The sequence below is a fragment of the Paenibacillus castaneae genome, from assembly GCF_002884445.1.
Taxonomy (GTDB): domain Bacteria; phylum Bacillota; class Bacilli; order Paenibacillales; family Paenibacillaceae; genus Pristimantibacillus; species Pristimantibacillus castaneae.
Genome location: NZ_KZ614144.1, coordinates 2,490,330 through 2,507,804, shown reverse-complemented (window position 1 = coordinate 2,507,804; position 17,475 = coordinate 2,490,330). Strand labels below are relative to the sequence as shown.

The 17,475-nt window shown below is 46.2% G+C and carries 18 protein-coding genes and 1 pseudogene; 6 read left to right on the top strand and 13 right to left on the bottom strand.

Features of this window, described 5'->3' with window-relative positions; genetic code table 11:
* Positions 1-34: 34 nt before the first annotated feature.
* The 7 genes from CEF13_RS10735 to CEF13_RS10705 all read right to left on the bottom strand — a co-directional run bounded on the left by CEF13_RS10735 (position 35) and on the right by CEF13_RS10705 (position 5,481).
* On the bottom strand, positions 35-997 hold the full coding sequence (locus CEF13_RS10735; protein WP_102710669.1) for a metal ABC transporter solute-binding protein, Zn/Mn family: 963 nt from the start codon (positions 995-997) through the stop codon (positions 35-37).
* Between the two features lie 231 nt (positions 998-1,228).
* Positions 1,229-3,229 (bottom strand): methionine--tRNA ligase, encoded by a 2,001-nt coding sequence (gene metG / locus CEF13_RS10730; RefSeq protein WP_102710668.1) that lies wholly within the window; start codon positions 3,227-3,229, stop codon positions 1,229-1,231.
* A 382-nt stretch (positions 3,230-3,611) separates the two neighbouring features.
* The gene (yidD, locus tag CEF13_RS10725; protein WP_102710667.1) at positions 3,612-3,869 is read right to left on the bottom strand and encodes a membrane protein insertion efficiency factor YidD; all 258 of its coding nucleotides are present in this window, start codon (positions 3,867-3,869) and stop codon (positions 3,612-3,614) included.
* Entirely contained in the window at positions 3,869-4,300 is a 432-nt protein-coding gene (locus tag CEF13_RS10720) for a Fur family transcriptional regulator (protein ID WP_102716335.1), read from the bottom strand. Before CEF13_RS10720 ends, yidD begins: the two co-directional genes overlap by 1 nt.
* Positions 4,301-4,373: 73 nt before the next feature.
* Positions 4,374-4,598 (bottom strand): hypothetical protein, encoded by a 225-nt coding sequence (locus CEF13_RS10715; RefSeq protein ID WP_102710666.1) that lies wholly within the window; start codon positions 4,596-4,598, stop codon positions 4,374-4,376.
* A gap of 35 nt (positions 4,599-4,633) precedes the next feature.
* A complete protein-coding gene (locus CEF13_RS10710) occupies positions 4,634-4,834 on the bottom strand; it encodes a hypothetical protein (protein WP_102710665.1) in 201 nt (66 codons plus the stop codon).
* Between the two features lie 155 nt (positions 4,835-4,989).
* Positions 4,990-5,481 carry an Hsp20/alpha crystallin family protein gene (locus CEF13_RS10705; protein WP_243864583.1) on the bottom strand — a complete coding sequence of 164 codons (492 nt, stop codon included), beginning with the start codon at positions 5,479-5,481 and terminating at the stop codon, positions 4,990-4,992.
* 67 nt (positions 5,482-5,548) lie between these two features.
* Between CEF13_RS10705 and CEF13_RS10700 the strand changes: the two genes are divergently transcribed.
* From CEF13_RS10700 to CEF13_RS10675, 6 genes are all read left to right on the top strand, one after another.
* Positions 5,549-5,788, top strand: coding sequence for a spore germination protein (locus CEF13_RS10700; RefSeq protein ID WP_102710664.1), 240 nt, complete (start codon positions 5,549-5,551; stop codon positions 5,786-5,788).
* The gene (locus CEF13_RS10695; protein WP_102710663.1) at positions 5,785-5,988 is read left to right on the top strand and encodes a spore germination protein GerPB; all 204 of its coding nucleotides are present in this window, start codon (positions 5,785-5,787) and stop codon (positions 5,986-5,988) included. The genes CEF13_RS10700 and CEF13_RS10695 overlap by 4 nt, the downstream gene beginning before the upstream one ends.
* A 31-nt stretch (positions 5,989-6,019) precedes the next feature.
* Positions 6,020-6,700 (top strand): spore germination protein GerPC, encoded by a 681-nt coding sequence (gerPC, locus tag CEF13_RS10690; protein ID WP_166742826.1) that lies wholly within the window; start codon positions 6,020-6,022, stop codon positions 6,698-6,700.
* Positions 6,701-6,937: a hypothetical protein gene (locus tag CEF13_RS10685; RefSeq protein ID WP_102710661.1), complete on the top strand. Its 237-nt coding sequence runs from the start codon at positions 6,701-6,703 to the stop codon at positions 6,935-6,937.
* Positions 6,921-7,361 (top strand): spore germination protein GerPE, encoded by a 441-nt coding sequence (locus CEF13_RS10680; protein WP_243864599.1) that lies wholly within the window; start codon positions 6,921-6,923, stop codon positions 7,359-7,361. The genes CEF13_RS10685 and CEF13_RS10680 overlap by 17 nt, the downstream gene beginning before the upstream one ends.
* Before the next feature lie 94 nt (positions 7,362-7,455).
* A complete protein-coding gene (locus tag CEF13_RS10675) occupies positions 7,456-9,321 on the top strand; it encodes a prenyltransferase/squalene oxidase repeat-containing protein (RefSeq protein ID WP_243864582.1) in 1,866 nt (621 codons plus the stop codon).
* A 77-nt stretch (positions 9,322-9,398) separates the two neighbouring features.
* Here CEF13_RS10675 and CEF13_RS29170 read toward each other — a convergent pair.
* From CEF13_RS29170 to glgB, 6 genes and pseudogenes are all read right to left on the bottom strand, one after another.
* A pseudogene (locus tag CEF13_RS29170) lies at positions 9,399-9,598 on the bottom strand (FGGY family carbohydrate kinase); the annotation flags it as partial.
* A gap of 120 nt (positions 9,599-9,718) precedes the next feature.
* Entirely contained in the window at positions 9,719-11,704 is a 1,986-nt protein-coding gene (locus CEF13_RS10665) for a glycoside hydrolase family 15 protein (RefSeq protein ID WP_102710659.1), read from the bottom strand.
* A complete protein-coding gene (glgA, locus tag CEF13_RS10660) occupies positions 11,689-13,149 on the bottom strand; it encodes a glycogen synthase GlgA (RefSeq protein ID WP_102710658.1) in 1,461 nt (486 codons plus the stop codon). The genes CEF13_RS10665 and glgA overlap by 16 nt, the downstream gene beginning before the upstream one ends.
* A gap of 43 nt (positions 13,150-13,192) precedes the next feature.
* Entirely contained in the window at positions 13,193-14,302 is a 1,110-nt protein-coding gene (glgD, locus tag CEF13_RS10655) for a glucose-1-phosphate adenylyltransferase subunit GlgD (protein WP_102710657.1), read from the bottom strand.
* Positions 14,299-15,465, bottom strand: coding sequence for a glucose-1-phosphate adenylyltransferase (locus CEF13_RS10650; RefSeq protein WP_102710656.1), 1,167 nt, complete (start codon positions 15,463-15,465; stop codon positions 14,299-14,301). Before CEF13_RS10650 ends, glgD begins: the two co-directional genes overlap by 4 nt.
* Positions 15,466-15,481: 16 nt before the next feature.
* Positions 15,482-17,389 carry a 1,4-alpha-glucan branching protein GlgB gene (glgB, locus tag CEF13_RS10645; RefSeq protein ID WP_102710655.1) on the bottom strand — a complete coding sequence of 636 codons (1,908 nt, stop codon included), beginning with the start codon at positions 17,387-17,389 and terminating at the stop codon, positions 15,482-15,484.
* Between the last annotated feature and the right edge of the window lie 86 nt (positions 17,390-17,475).

Here is a 17,475-nt window from a genome sequence, read left to right as displayed (position 1 = left end):
GCTATAATCAGCTCCGTATGTTCGCTTTATTGTTCTATTGTAATGCTTGCACAAGATTTTGCAAGTTTCGTTCCATAAGTGTTAGATAGGTTTCTCCCTCTTTTTCTTGCTCCCGCGTCAGGCCTTCCAGAGGATTAAGTACCATTGTCTTCACTTTGGCTTCACTTGCCAATGTTTTTGCCAGTTGATCGGATACAAGCTCTTCAAAGAAAATATATTTCACATCATTTTCTTTAACAAATTTCGTAATGGCCAGCAGATCTTGAGCACGCGGCTCAGCGTCCGGGTTTAACCCCATAATGGCTACTTGCTTGAGCCCATAATCACGAGCTAAATAGCCGAATGCTTGATGAGAAGTAACAATGTTTTTGTTGGTCGTTTGTGCCAGCTTAGACGTATATTCCTCATCCAGCGCAACCAGCTTTTGCTTAAGAGCCTCATAGTTTTTCTCATAAACGGCTTTATTAGCGGCATCAACCTCGATTAGGCTGTTCTTCACGTTTTCTGCTAGAATAAGAGCCGATTTGGGACTATTCCATGTATGTGGATCCATAACGCCATGATCATGGTCATCATCTTCTTCATGCTCGTGCTCATCTCCCGAGCCCTCAATGAGTGTTACTCCCTTGCTCATTTCTCTCGTTACAACTGTACTGTCTTTCGATAAGCCTTTCAGGAATGCGTCAATCCAGCCCTCTAAGCCAACCCCGTGATACAGAAACAATTGCGCTTTCGAGGCAGCATCCAAATCGCGGCTCTTCGGTGTCCAATCATGCGGTTCAACACCTGCACCTACAAGATTAACGGCATGTACTTGATCTCCGCCAATTTCAGAAGCAAGAAAATATAAAGGATAAAAGCTTGTCACGACATTAATCTTCGTGTTATCCGCTTCCTTTGCGTTATTCGTATTATTCCCGCATGCTGCCATGGTCAGTATTGCTATTAATAATAAGGCCAGTACACTAAAACGAAATGATTTTTGCGATACATTCATTTGGTCAGTCTCCGTTCTTCTTTCTTTTTTTGTTCGTTGTTCGTAATCGTTACTATTACGTTTAGTATTATACGATGCAAGAAATAGGCTGTCAACCACCGATTTTTGTTTAAATCTAATTTTACGGTGATAGAAAAGAAAAGAACAAAAAAAGAGAAGCAGCAGCTATTTCTAGCGCTTACTCCTCTTTCTCCCTGTTTTTCAATTGTTTATACTTGCATTCAAATTCGGTTACTTCACAACAGCGCCGTTAGGCATATCTTCCGGCACAGTAGCAAGCGTAAGCTGATCGCCATGAGATGCGGCCAGAATCATTCCCTGAGACATTTCGCCGCGAAGCTTGACCGGCTTCAAGTTCGTTACACAAATCACTTTACGGCCCACCAGCTGTTCAGGCGTGTAAAACTTGGCAATGCCGGATACCACTTGTCTCTGCTCATAGCCAAGATCAAGCTGCAGCTTCAGCAGCTTGTCGGCCTTCGGAACTGGCTCCGCCGCGATGACTTGCGCTACTCTAAGCTCTACTTTAGCAAATTCGTCTATTGCAATTTCTTCCTTGCCCTCAACTGGAGGCTCAGCAGCTTTGCTGCTGGAGGCTGCTTCGGGCTCAATAGCTGTGCCCTCAGATGGCTGCTCAGACGCAGTACCGCCGCTCATCGCGTTCGCAATATAAGCAGCTTCCTCAGCTGTATCCAATCTAGGGAATAGCGGCGCTCCTTTGCTTACCTTCGTTCCACCCGGCAGCATTCCGAAGCTCTTCGTGCTTTCCCAGGACGTCAGCTCTCCCGACTCAAGCCCGAGTTGTTTCCACATTTCACGCGGAGCATGCGTTAAGAAAGGCTGCAGCAAGATGGACACGATTCGGAGCGATTCTGCTAAATGATGCATAACAGAAGCCAGCTCCCCGTTTCTCGACTCATCCTTCGCAAGTGTCCAAGGCTGTGTCTCATCAATATATTTATTTGTCCTGCTTACAAGCTGCCACAGGGAAGCTAGCGCTACAGAAAATTCCATGTTCTCGAGCGCAGATTCTACCGTCATTATCGTCTCGCCAGCCAGCTTCTCCAATGATTCGTCGAATGCTGTAACTGCGCCTGCGAAAGGCGGTATTGCCCCTTCGAAATATTTGTCGATCATCGCAATGGTTCGGTTTAACAAATTTCCTAAATCATTTGCTAAATCAAAGTTGATCCGCTCGACGAAATTATCAGGCGTGAATGTTCCGTCAGCACCGAATGGCACCTCGCGCAGCAAGTAATAACGAAGTGCATCCAGCCCGTAACGGTCAATAAGCATAACCGGATCAACAACATTGCCCTTCGATTTGGACATTTTGCCGTCCTTCATCAGCAGCCAGCCATGCGCAAATACCTTCTTCGGAAGCGGAAGATCGAGCGCCATCAGCATTATTGGCCAATAAATCGTATGGAAACGGACAATTTCCTTCCCGACCAGGTGAACATCAGCAGGCCAGAAATCACGATACTTCTGATCTCCGCCTTCTTTGCCATAGCCAAGAGCTGTAATGTAATTAGACAAGGCATCAATCCACACATAAATAACATGCTTAGGATCGCCCGGCACCTTAATGCCCCAATCGAAAGTTGTACGCGAGACAGCCAAATCCTCAAGTCCCGGTTTGATAAAATTGTTGATCATTTCATTTTTACGGGATTCCGGCTGGATAAAGTCTGGATGATCTTCATAATACTGCAGCAGGCGGTCTGCATAATTGCTCATGCGGAAGAAATAGCTCTCTTCCTTAACCAGCTCTACTGGACGTCCGCAATCCGGACATTTACCGTCCGTAAGCTGGCGTTCAAGGAAAAAGGATTCACATGGCGTACAATACCAGCCCTCATAGGTTCCTTTATAAATATCGTCCTGCTTCAGCAGCTGAGCGAATATTTTCTCAACAACCTCCTTATGGCGATCCTCCGTCGTACGAATGAAATCATCATTGGAAATTTCTAGCTTTGCCCATAAATCTTTGATGCCAACTACGATATCATCAACAAATTGCTGCGGCGTTTGATCCTTCTCTTTCGCTTTGCGTTCGATCTTCTGTCCGTGCTCATCCGTGCCGGTTAAATACCAAACGTCATAGCCCCGAAGACGCTTGTAGCGTGCCATCGCATCGCCTGCCACCGTTGTGTAAGCATGTCCGATATGAAGCTTATCGCTCGGATAGTAAATAGGGGTTGTAATATAGAACGTTTTTTTGTCAGTCATTCAGGACCCTCCTCAATTGGTTGCATAGAAAAAAACGCAAAAAACTCCCGTCCATCATGGGACGAGAGTTAGAACTCACGCGGTACCACCCAAATTTCAATCACGCGGAAATCGGAATTTGCCGATTGTTGCGTGAAAGCTTCGTGTGCCGCCAGTATGGCGGCTATCGCCGTTAACGCCAGCTTAGCGTCACTTCCTCACTCAGCTTGGTAACAAGCTGAAGCTCAGAAGCGAATCCTCCCGGACCATTTTCCATATGGTGTCCTTTACCGGCTTACACCGCTATGCCCGGCTCTCTGCAAAAGGCAATCCATTGTACTTATCCGTTCCTCGGATATATGGTAACATCTATCGCAAATATACCGAAAATGCACCCTTTCTGTCAAGGTGCATCTATATCCTCGCCCTTCACAGGCGGTACGGGATCATAGCCTCCAGAATGAAACGGGTGGCAGCGCGCAATCCGCTTTACCGCAAGCCATGATCCCTTAGCAGCGCCATGCTTCTCAATAGCTTCAAGCGCATAAACAGAGCAGGTCGGATAGAACCGGCACGATGGCGGCGTCAGAGGTGAAATAACTTTTCGATAAAAAAGAATTGGCGCCTGTGTCACTCGCTGCATCACTCGATTGTTCGCCATTATAGCTTGGTTGCCTCTTCCTGCACACACCCCTTACAATAACCGAACACTTCAAATTTATGCTTTACGACCTGGAAATCCTCAGGAGCAACGGTTTGATCCATTGGACAGAACGTAATGGGATACGTTTTGCCGCATTGCAAGCAGATCATATGGTGATGATGGTCATGCTCTCTGCAATGCAGCTTGAACTTGCCGCCATCCTCGAATATAACCTGCTCCAGAACACCTAACTCCTCCATTACTCGCAAATTTCGATATACGGTATCGAAACTAAGTCCTGTATAGGATCTTCCCATATATTCATAGACTTCCTTCGGAGCCAAATAGCCCTGTGTCTCCGAGAACAGCTTTGCGAGCGTTCTCCTTTGATCCGTAATGCGCAATCCTTGACTGGCCATACGTCGTATAATGTCTTCCATTGTATGCATATGTCGAACCTCCGCACTTAAAGTTTCTATCTCCATAATGACGAAAAAAAAAGCTCTCGTCAATGAGAGCCTCTTAACCGTTTAATCGCATATTAATCATAAAGCTGGCTGCCATCGCTACAAACAGCAATATGCTAAGTCCGCCAACGAGCTTTCGACGTCGGTCTAAGCGTTTAATCAGGTCTGCATCGTTTTTTACATTTTTGGTTTCCGAGTATGATCGCTGCATGAACATAAAAGTAATAACAGAAATGACAAACAGAGCATTAACGAAAAACCAAATTACTGTCCATAGCATGAAAATTCCTCATTTCGTGATTGGCTATAGCATGTCTATAAATACCACTTGTTTAATATGAACATGAAGACGACAAAGCTGATAACCGCTCCAGCGAAGCTAATCCAACCTGTCCGAAACCTTTGCTGAAACATTCGCAATATGCCAAAGCTAAGCAAACCGAATATAAGCATGAGAAAAATGACACCGAGTATGAATAACGAAGCAGACGTACTGCTTAAATCGACTAATGACACCGAACACACTCCCTTTTTTGCTAATATGTACATGTTCCCTAGACATTATAAGGGATAATACATTCTTTAGCCAGCAGCAAGTCCTGTCGATTTCGTGACAAAAAGAGCGTAAAGTGCAGGCGCATACGCTCTCCTTCCTTCTATAGCAGCTGCAATCACCAGCGAATGCTCGCTTCATGATAAGAGCGGTTAACAGGTCTCTTCTGAAGCTTCACTTGAAGCACACCATCCTTTAGCAATGTTTTGCTGATGCGCGGCTTCACTAGCTTTGGCAGCTTGATGATCTCACTTTTACCGCTCGGCAGCCCTTCCAGCCGCAATCGATCCTCTCGAACAAACAAACGAAGCTGCTCTCTTTCGAAATCGCTTGGTAACTTTATTTTCACAATAACGAAATGACGCGTTTCAGAAATGGACGCTGTATGCGATCCAATCATTACTCCAGCTGCTTCAGGCAAAGCCTTTGTCAGCATTTTGCGAACATAGCGCTCTACCCAATCCGGCTCCCGCAGCAGCTCGAATCCCCTAGGCAGCTGCTGCCCTTCCATCCATTGTTCCAGATCATCCCATTTGGATGCCACAAGCAACACCTGCCTTCCAGCACTTCTACCAGCATATGCGCCCACCTCTAACAGGGATACTTCCATAGAAGGAACATCTAGGCGAATGCCGCATAGGATGAAGCAAGATATTACAATACGAGGAGGGATTCTTATGCCAGCTGTCGTCGGTTTTGTCAAAATTATAAGCGTCGGCTCAGGGTCCGTTATCCAATTCGGTGATACGGTTGAAGTCACCCCGAGCAGTACATCTAAGACCTATGCAGGCTCAGGTTCTTTCTTGACAGGCAGCTTGACCAATTCCAATAATGCCGTCAGCGCAACGAATACCTTGGATCCTGACGTACAGGATAGCACTAATAATGAAGTAGCCAGCGGGGTTAACGTCGTATGAGTATAACGATTCATCAGAATATAACCATTAACATGCTCCGCGTAGATAGCGTATCCAACAGCTCTGTCCTTCAGGTCGGAAGCGCAGGATCTATTCGTTCCTTGTCACAGCTTTACAACACAGGTGGATTCACACAGCCCGCTCCACAGCTTGGCGCGGAGAATCCGCTCTCCTTCGTGCCGCTTCCTAATCCAAGATAACTAACACTCCAGCAAAAAAGGAGGTATGTATATGCAGCCGACAAATCAGCTTTCCCCATGGCAAATTTGGTCGCTTGATGTGCAGAATATGCTTGCTTCGCAGCAAGAGCAGCTGGATAAGCTGGAAGCGCAAGTATTGGCTTTATGCGAGCAGATAAAGCAGCTTGATTCGCGCCCTGCTTATCATATCGACAGCATCCAATATCACTTTGATCAGCTTAAGGTAGAGAAGCTTGACGGCACGCTCAATATTGGGATGACCACACCAGGTATGGGCGATAATGAGTTTCCGGGCTCTATTGAACAAATGGCAGTCTCCAAGACACAATCCACTACACAATCCTTTCCTTCAGCAGATTCTGGCATAACTCCACCGTCCGGGCCCTATAACGATATTTACAGAGAGATGAATAGGTATTTGGAAGTTGAGGCTCCTAAGATGCTGCACAATTACGAAACCGATCTTTGTCTCCCGCTTGATCCTTATCATCGTAAAATTATTATTAACGATGTTCGCAAGCAGGTGCCAACTCGAATTCAATACTACCTTCAGCAATTCAGCAAGGATGGTTCAAGCGGGTTAACCGGACAAGATCAGAGTACCATTATCGCAAATGTGCTAGCCAAAACAACAAGAGACGCCGATTCCGCAATGCTCGCCTATATGCAACAGCTGCAGAACGGTTCTCCTGCAACGGGAGGAACAACTTAAATGTTGAAGCTCAAAGTAATCAACCACGTCTTATCAGTAGGTCAGATCGATGTGCTTGGCGTATCCAGTGCATCCATGCTGCAGGTTGGCGATACCGACTTCGTAAATTTATATTCCATGTTCGACACGCCGCCGGAATCAGTTATCGTAGGGCCTCTTGCGCCTTTCCCCTTACCTCAGAATGCCCGTCAATCGCTAGGGGAATCTAAAATTGAGAGTGATGAAGATGATGATTAACCATCCTTTCAATGAAAGCTACCCGATACGAACGGCAAAACTTGGAACATTATACATCATCAGCGCTTCGCAAGCTGCTGCCGTTCAAATCGGTGATCGCGGTTCAACGAATGCCAAGCTGTTCGCATTAGCCGTACAGCGACGCGCGGATCACAAAACCTCAGGCGATGTTTTTTTTGAATCTTACCGCATATTCGACCGTCCGCTTCCTGTTCTTAGCGATCCCGAATACGAGAACGGTGACATGATTCAAATAGAACGTATCCATTGCTCGCCCTATATTACAGTCGGCCGCATCAAGATCATTGCGACTGGTTCCAGTGCCAGCATTCAAATCGGCAATAGCATGCGATATACAGCAGAATCACGTATTAAGCATATTAGACAATATCCTAGGCCGAGGCCAGTTCCTCCGGTTAATTGATAACGTGAACAGACCGCTGCGATGCATGCATCATAGCGGTCTTTTTGTGCGCATATATATGATAAATGACAATTGCAAAGGATGATAGCGTCCAATGGATATGAGCCGAATCCGCGCACGACTAGACGAAATGGCCGAAAGCTTGCTTAAGCAGCAATCCTCTGGCGGCCCTTGGCGCTTGTGCTTTGATTCAGGAACGATGACTGACAGCTACTTTATTCTCTTGCTTATTCTGCTTGAACGGCCTCATGAACCTCTGATTCAGGCATTAGCCGCACGTATTGCATCCAAACAAGAAAAAAACGGTGCTTGGAAGGTTTATCCCGATGAAGTAGAAGGAAATTTAGATGCAACTGCTGAAGCCTATTATGCGCTGCTTTCTGCTAGATTCTATTTGATTACAGATCCGCCAATGATACGCGCAAGGCAGTTTATTATTTCGAAAGGCGGTTTGTCAGATGTAAGAAGCTTGCTGACGCAAGTTATATTGGCTGCTACTGGGCAAGCAGAATGGCCTCGTTTATTGCGTATCCCATTGGAAGCATTGTTCTCCAATCATGGACTTGGGCTTGATCTATTCTCTCTCTCGGGTCACGCTCGCGTCCATTTGGTGCCTATACTCATAATGGCAAACAAACAGTTCAGTCGCCGAGCTCCCTTGATGCCGGACTTATCCGCCCTTTTTCTACATGGTCCTCCTGCATTCAAAAATGATACGACTTGGATTTCGGCGTTAAACAGTCTCCTATCCACCTTGCCTTTCTCCAGCATCCTGCACGCAAGCTCTCCTCATGCCTTAGAGGAGGCAGAAAACTTTATGTTTGAACGCATTGAACCGAACGGCACACTACTAACCTTCTCAACTGCGACTATTATGATGATAATGGCGCTGCTTGCACTTGATTATTCAACTGAATCGCCCATTATTAATCGCCTCGTGCTTGGGATTCATTCTCTACTATGCGAGGATCGTCCCCATCTTCAGGTAGCATCGGCGGAGATATGGGATACAGCTATGCTCAGTTACGCATTGAGAGAAGCGGGTATATCGGCCAGCTCACCTGCACTAGAACGAGCCGGAGCCTATTTGATTACTCGACAACAGACACGCACCGGAGATTGGACGATCCGAAGACCAAACACACTACCTGGGGGCTGGGGCTTTTCTGATGTGAACACCCTGTATCCGGATGTGGATGACAGCGTAGCTGCCCTTAGAGCCATCCGCCCCTACATATCCCAAACGAATGGGCTTTATTCCAATTGGCAGAAAGGATTGAATTGGGTGCTGTCCATGCGCAATGACGATGGCGGTTGGCCCGCTTTCGAAGCACAAGGAAAACAGCTGCCGGCAAGCTTCTTTACCTTTGAAGGCTCGGCAGATATATCGACCGATCCCTCTACGGTTGATTTAACAAGTCGAGTTCTTGATTTTCTGGGCAAAGAGCTCGGGATGACCATCGGTCATCAATGGATTGATAATTCCGTTCAATGGGTGCTGTCGCAGCAATCCAGTGACGGCAGCTGGTATGGCCGCTGGGGAATTGCTTACATCCACGGAACAGGAGCGGCTGTTCAAGGGATGACAGCCATTGGGGTAGCTGCGGACCATCCTGCGATTAAGAAAGCAACCAAATGGCTGCTGGACATCCAGAACGAAGACGGCGGCTGGGGTGAATCTTGTCTCAGCGATAAATTAAAGCATTATGTTCCTTTGCATGCCAGCACGCCTTCTCAGACCGCATGGGCTCTCGACGCGCTTACCGCCGTACACGAAAAGCCTACACCAGCAATTGAAAGAGGGGTAGAAGCACTTCTGCAATCACTGGAACGCAGGGACTGGACCTATACCTATCCGACAGGAGCAGCCCTTCCGGGAAGCGTATATGTTCATTATCCAAGCAACAACTATATTTGGCCAATGCTTACCTTGTCGGCTATATCCAAAAAATATAGTTAAGCTCGATACATGCTGTCTCAAAGGTTGTTGCATCGACTGAAGAGACAGCTATCAGCTTCACGAGTAACGTTTGATTAATTGCTGCTATAAACCTCCCTGATCGTCCCCAGCACCACATCAAAAATCTCATCTGGATCCTGTTCGGCAACGGCCGGGCTTGGTGAATGAAGCGGATATTCCATACCGCAGCTTGCTGCTATAGCTCCTTATCCGTAAAAAGCACTGATTTCGTACTTGTTGTGCCGATATCTACGCCAATAACATATTTAGTGCCCATCTCTATACCCCCAAACTTTCCTATATCAATTTCATTGAATCAAACAAATAGAATGGAACAAAAATGGAGCCTCATGCGCTGCTGCACGAGACTCCGCGTCACCTTTAAACAAGTTAATAATTAATAATTAATTTCTGTCTCTGCTCTCATTCGAAGCAGCTTATACTTCTCCGCATATTTACTAACGGAATGGACAACTGTTGCATGCGACCAAGTGAGCGGGGCAACCGAAAGCGGCGAGCCGTCATAAGGATTCAACTGCTCTGGCAGCAGACCGCTTTGCAGGGCGTGATCAGCTACCCATTGCAGTGTCCTTCGAGGACTTTCCAGCTCTTCGATAGCCTTCGCTGACTCAATCTCGTAATTGGCTACCCACAGCGTACAAATGATCCAAGGATTTCCTGGCACTTTGTCGATTTCTCCGGATTGCTGAAAGTAGTAATCATTCGTATATCTGGCAATACCGCCGATATCCGTCTTTATTCTCAAGCCATCTTTAATTGCCGTCATGGTCTGCATAATGCGGTAATCATCTACGGGAAGTACGCCAAATTCCAGAACACCGGACAAGCTGCTCTCCAGCGTCATATCCTTCACCCAGCGATTATCCTTCTGAATGAGGCCGCGGGCGAAGCGTTCTGTTTCTTCATCCCACAGCTCGGTTAGGATGCCATGCTTAATCCTCTCCGCTGTGTTTTTGTAATGATCACTGCGCTCATAATCACCGAACAGCTCTGTGAAGAAAGAAGCGGCCATCAGGCCCCCATAAACAGATGAGGCCGTATACGTCCATATCCCGTAGCGCTCCTCCCATAGATCATAGCTAGGCTTAGGAAGCGATAACGATTCCTCGATATATGAGCTTAAAAAAGCTGCGGCTTTGCGAATCAAGTTGCTATATAACGATTGAGGGAGCTCAATCACTTGATTGCGTGAGTAATCCTTCCACAGTGCAAACAATACCAACGCCGTTTCATCCTCTTGAATCGGCAATCTTCTGCTGCCTTGAACAATATAAGGATGCCAGCTGGATCCTACTGTTCCGTCTGGATTGTATTTATGATACAGATAGCCCTCAGGCGATAACGCTTGTGCACAGAAATGGAAGAAAGGAGCGATTACGCTCTGGTAGCCAGCCATCGACATCGCTTCTGCGATAAGCGCCCCGTCACGCGGCCACATATAGCTGTAATGGTCTCGATTGTATTGCAATATATCCGTATCATTAGCCGCCAATATAGCGCCGCGCTCGTCAACCTGAGTCCTTACGAGCAATAAGCTTTGCTTGAACATTTTTGCTATATCAGGAGAAAGGTCTCCTAGATCGGTTTCCGCTCGGCCAAGCCAGTGCTTCCAATAAATAACCATTCGGCTAAGAAGCTTCTCGGGATGATTGTCTTGTACATATTCATTGAGTTTTTTCACTTCTTCAAGATTTTGACCGATCGACATCCAGTAATAAATCGTTTTTTCGCCGTTTGGAGGTACAGAGGTACGAAAGCTAATCGTGCTGTCAACGGAGCCTTGAGCAATTGAATTGCCCATTAAGACGCCGTCCTCCGCATCACGCCAAGTACCTTCTGCAGAGTGAAATCTTTTAATTCCGGTCGAATACTGCGTCATGCCGCCTTCGTCCGAGAAGCCGTTGAACATGAAATAATTATTTCGTTTGTAATGATACAGCGTATGGTTCTCAGGGTAATATACAGCCGTATCACCAACCTCTGTACCATCAATCATCAAATCCTGATGGAAGAATAAGCGAACCTCCTTCGCATCACTTGTCCTGTTGCGAATGACGACTCTTTTAATATAAATACATTCCCGTTGATGAATCCCGTCATTCATATAAAGCTCTATACCTAAACGTTCATGCTTCGCGATAATATTCGTAACTAATGAATCCTCAATGTAATCAAGCTCAAATTTCCACTCCTGCTCATCCAGCCAGCTGAAAGCACCTTCTACCCAAACGCCTAAACGGCAGTATTGCCCTCCAACATGGTTTAGTTGTCCAACATATGGATAATAAATATCGCGAATATAGCAGTTCTGATCTAGATTAAGCAGCATCTTTCCGTTACCGATTACTAGATGACGGGCCATGCTTCCCTCTCCTTTCGGTGCGCTAAAAGTTCAGAATACACGGATACATAGGCTTTAGCGGAACGATTCCAGCTGAGATCATCTTTGGCGCCGTTTTCCACAATTTGCTTCCATGCTTCCTCATTATGATAGAAAGTGACTGCTCTGCGGACGGTATTCATATAATCGTGCGCATTGTAATGGGTGAAGCTGAAGCCGTTGCCTTCGCCAGTATATTCGTTGTAGGCGTGTACCGTGTCCTTAAGCCCTCCTGTTTCTCTAACAATTGGGACAGAACGGTAGCGCAGCGCTAGAAGCTGACTGAGACCGCAGGGTTCGAACTGCGAGGGCATCGCGAACATATCCGAGCCCGCATAAATTCGGCGCGCAAGTCCATCATCATAGCCGAGCCATACTGCAACCTTCCCCGGATGACGGTGAGCGGCATCCTGAAGGAAACGCTCATAGCGTTCTTCTCCTGAACCGAGAATGACGAACTGAATATCCTCCTCAAGTAGTTCATCGAAGGTTGCCTCGATTAAATCGAACCCCTTCTGTTCGACGAGCCGGGATACAATTCCAACGAGCGGAACCGTCTCGGACTGGGGCAGCCCCAGCTCCAGCTGAAGCTCTAATTTATTTCTGCGCTTGCGAGCTAGTGAATTGCGGTATGGAGCGATTATGGCTGGGTCATTCATGGGATCAAACAGCTCATCATCAATTCCATTTACAATCCCAATTAAATCGCCCGAGCGATATCTTAGCAGGGAATCAAGTCTCTCCCCGTAATATTCCGTTTGAATTTCTTCCGCGTAGCTGCCGCTTACAGTCGTCAGCTTGTCCCCATAGAGGAGTCCGCCCTTCATGCAGCTGCCCGCACCATGAAATTCTAAGCTGCCCGCTTGAAACATATCGTCGCCTACACCAATCAAATCCTTTAACAGATCAATGGCGAACAATCCTTGATATTTCAAATTGTGAATGGTGAACACAGATTTGGCATATGCCCAAGCCGGGTCAAGTGCATGCTTGGTCTTGAGCAAAAACGGGATCAGGCCGGTTTGCCAGTCATGGCAGTGGACAATGTCTGGGTGAAACTCCATATAGCGGGCAGCTTCCATGACAGCCAAACAGAAGAATACAAAACGCTCTGCATCATCCCCGTAGCCGTAAAGCCCTTTTCTTTTGAAATAAAATTCATTATCAATCAAATAATAAATAACGCCGTCTATTTCTGCCTTCAGCAAACCGCAATATTGCAAGCGCCAGCCCACGCCGACTGTAAACTCGGCGATTCTTTCAAATTGTTCCGTGTATTCAGCCTTAATTTCTGCATACTTAGGCAGCACGACTCTGGCATCTACACCACGCTGTCTTAATGCTTTGGGGAGCGCCCCTGCTACATCGGCGAGCCCCCCTGTTTTCGCTAATGGTACGGCTTCAGATGTGGCGAATAAAATATTCATGAGCTTCTCCTCTCCGTATTACCATGCTCTCTCTAAGCGAGCTCTATATAATTTTCCGTTTACCGGCTAAGAATGGAGCACTATCCGCTCCCCTGATGTCGCGGTCCTCATCGACACGCACATCCTTATCCAGAATACTGTACTGCACGAAGCTGTTCTCGCCGACAATTCCATTTTGCATAATAATGCTGTTGCTTACGACAGCGCCTTTCCCGACATGAACACCCCGGAATAAAATACTGTTCACAACGGTTCCTTCAACGCGGCAGCCATTAGCTATAAGCGAGTTGGTAACTTTAGAATTTCCTAAATATCGCGCGGGCGGCTCATCCTTTACCTTGGTGAAGATCGGGCCCGGCTGATAAAACAGCTCTTTCCAAATATCCGGATCGAGCAAATTCATGCTGTTGCGGTAATAGCTAGACAAGGTGTTCACAACACCTAGATAACCTTCGTACATATAGCCATATACGTTCAATTTATCCAATCTAGAAAAAATGGCATGCCGCACGAGATGATCCTGGCCTTGAGCCAGTGATGTTTCAACAAGCTCCAGCAGCAATTCCTTATGCATGACGTACATTTCCATTGAATTAATATCGCTTGACATTCGACCATAATGATCCTGCATTGCTGTTATACGGCCATCGTCATTCAGCTTTACTTTGCGTGATTTGCCGTGCAAATGATCCTGCTTCTTGCACACGACCGTAATATCGGCCTCACGCTCCAAATGAAATTCGATGACCTTCTCGAAATCGACATTACATACCATATGGCTTCTAGTAATGACAACATAATCTAGAGAAGAGCGATTGAAATAATCCCTATGCTGATAGAAATGATAAAGGTCACCGCGGCTAAGCTCTTGTATATCATCGGTTGCAGGAGGAAGCACGAACAAACCGCTTTGCCGATGCTCCAAATCCCAATGCTTGCCCGAACCTAAATGATCCATCAATGAACGATACTTCGTATGTGCAAACACCGCTACCTTGGAAATACCGGAATTAACCATGCTAGATAAAGCAAAATCAATTAATCGATAACGAGCACCGAATGGTACCGTTGCCAGGCAGCGACCCTGCGTCAAATATTCAAGCTCATCCGTTTCATGAATCAAATTAATGACTCCCATAACTTTATGCTTCATGATTGTTCAACCTCCTGCAGCAGATGATCATTCGTCACATATTGGTCAACAGCAATAACAGTTATGGCATCATCATCGGGGCTTCCTATTGTTACCCCCGCTTGTATAACCGCGCCTTCACCGATAATCGCTCTATAGATGCGAGCACCTTCGCCAATACGTACATTTGGCATAATTACTGACTCCGTTATGACCGTGTCTTTGGCAGCTTTGACGCCGTAGAATAGAACAGAGCGATCTACTACACCCTCCAGCATGCAGCCTTCGGTAATCAAGGAAGCCGAAACCTCCGCAGTTGCCCCAATATATTGCGCCGGCTGGATTGGACTAACCGAATAGATGCGCCATGAGGAATCTGACAGCTCGAGCGATGGTTTATCCGCGAGCAAATCCATGTTAGCCTCCCATAGGCTTTCGATCGTGCCGACATCTTTCCAATAGCCTTTGAACGGATAGGAATAAATTTGCTTGCCATCTCTCATCATCAGAGGAATCAGGTCTTTGCCAAAATCATGACTGGAGCTTTTGCTTGCTTCATCGTAGATCAAATATTTTTGCAGCTCAGACCATGTGAAAATATAAACGCCCATTGAAGCAATATTGCTTGTAGGGTTTTTAGGCTTCTCCTCGAACGACGTAATTCGGTCCTCATCATCAATATGCATGACTCCGAAACGGCTTGCCTCTTTCCAATCCACCTCAATGCCTGCAATCGTTACATCGGCACCTGAACGCTTATGATGCTGCAGCATCAGTTCATAGTCCATTTTATAAATGTGATCTCCCGAGATTACGAGCACATATTCCGGATTATATCGTTCGATAAAGCCCATATTCTGATAAATCGCATTCGCGGTTCCTTTATACCAAACGCCGCCCTTCTGCTTTACATAAGGAGGTAAGATCGTCATGCCGCCATCTCGGCGATCTAGTCCCCAAGGACTTCCGATGCCCAAATAACGGTTTAATTCAAGAGGTTGATATTGTGTCAGCACACCTACCGTATCAATGCCTGAATGAGTGCAATTACTTAGTGTAAAATCAATTATTCTGTATTTGCCGCCGAAATAGACAGCTGGCTTGGCTAAATCCTTCGTTAAAACACCAAGCCTCTTCCCTTCGCCTCCAGCAAGCAGCATTGCGATCATTTCTTTCCGACCCATGGACACCAACTCCCTCTCAACGCGTATTCCCCGTCTCTAAGCTGAAAAATTGAAATGTAAAGGGGGGTAAATGTAAAGAAATGCTCTGATTGTGACCATGCCATGCAGCATCTTCGCTAATATAGCAAAGCTGAGGTTGTATTTCCGTTCCGCCAAACTGCTTATCATTACTATATATGAGAGAGCGGTAGGAACCTGGCTCTGGAACACCGATACGAAAGTGTTGGTAGTCATTTCTAGAAAAATTAGCAATAACGAGCGTAAAATCAAAATTGCCGCGGCGGATAAAGGATATGACCGATTGCTCTGCATTATGAACATCGATCCATTCAAAGCAGTCAGGGGATCGATCACGCTCCCAAAGAGAGGGCTGTTTTATATATATATGATTGAGTGTCTTCACGTAATGACGCATGCTTCGATGCAATTCATATTCCAGCACCATCCAGTCCAGCATGCTGCTGTCCTTCCACTCGTCAAACTGTCCCCATTCATTACCCATAAAGAGCAGTTTCTTACCAGGGTGAGTCATCCAGAAGCCATAAAAAAGCCTTAGCTGAGCGAATCTTTCCTCATAGGAGCCAGACATTTTATTTAGTAAAGAACGTTTGCCGTGAACAACCTCATCATGAGACAGCGGCAGTATATAATTTTCGGAAAAAGCATAAAGGAGTGAGAACGTAATCAGATTGTGGTGGTGAGGACGTTCGGATGAATCCAGCGCCATATAGCGCAGCATATCGTTCATCCAGCCCATATTCCATTTGAAATTAAATCCGAGGCCGCCTTGGTCAGTAGGAGATGTGACTGCGGGCCATGCGGAAGAATCTTCAGCGAGCATAAGCGTGTCGGGGTAATAATGAAACACCGTTTCATTGAGCTTTTTGAGGAACTGAAGCGCATCTAAGTTGTCAGGGCCGCCAAGATGGTTGAAGGTATGCATATGCGGCGGTTTGTCCATATGTAAATGAATCATGCTTGCAACAGCATCAACTCGCAAGCCGTCGATGTGAAACATATCCATCCAAAAAATGGCATTGGAAATTAAGAAGCTTACAACTTCTTTTCTGCTGAAATCAAAGGCCAGCGTACCCCATAGCGGTTTCTCAGCCCGCATCGGATCCGTGCCTTCAAATATTGGCGTTCCGTCAAATAATCGCAAGCCGTGATCGTCTTTGCAGAAATGTCCTGGAACCCAATCCAAAATAACTCCAATCCCCTGCTGATGGCATCTGTCAATAAATTTCATCAGCTGCTTTGGTGAGCCATAACGACTTGTAGCACCATAAAAACCGGTTATTTGATAGCCCCAGGATTGATCGAGTGGATGCTCCGAAATCGGCATGAGCTCTATATGGGTATAGCCCATATCGGCAACATATGAAATCATTTCGTCTGCCAGCTCTTCATAGGTATAAAAGTCTTCTTTCCCTTTTATTTTCCATGATCCGGCGTGCACCTCATAAATAATGAGAGGATTGGTGTAAGCGGGTTTATTCTGCTTTGTCTTAAACCAGTCTTGATCCTGCCACACATAGCCGCTTAATTGTGTCACTATGGAGGCTGTATCTGGACGGCGTTCGGCTAAGAAGGCATAAGGATCGGATTTCCGAATCACGTTCCGACTCGGCGTCACAATCTCATATTTGTATGACTCACCTTCATCGATAGACTCCACAAATAAAGTGAATATGCCTGTAGTGCCTGCCTGCTCCATAACATGCCTGCTGCCATCCCAATTGTTGAAGCTGCCAATAACGCGCACCTCCAAAGCATTTGGCGCCCAAAGCGTGAAGCGAACTCCGTCAAGGCCATCTAGCTGTATAAGATGAGCGCCCATATAACGGTAGCTGTGAAAGGCATTTCCTTCGTTAAATAAAAATAAATCCTTATGCGATAATCCATTAGGTGCTGTATGAACCATTCGTGGTCTCACCCCTTTTGGATAATCATTGAGAAGTCATTAGCAGTCAAGCATGAATGACTTAAACCACATTATACATGGTTTAC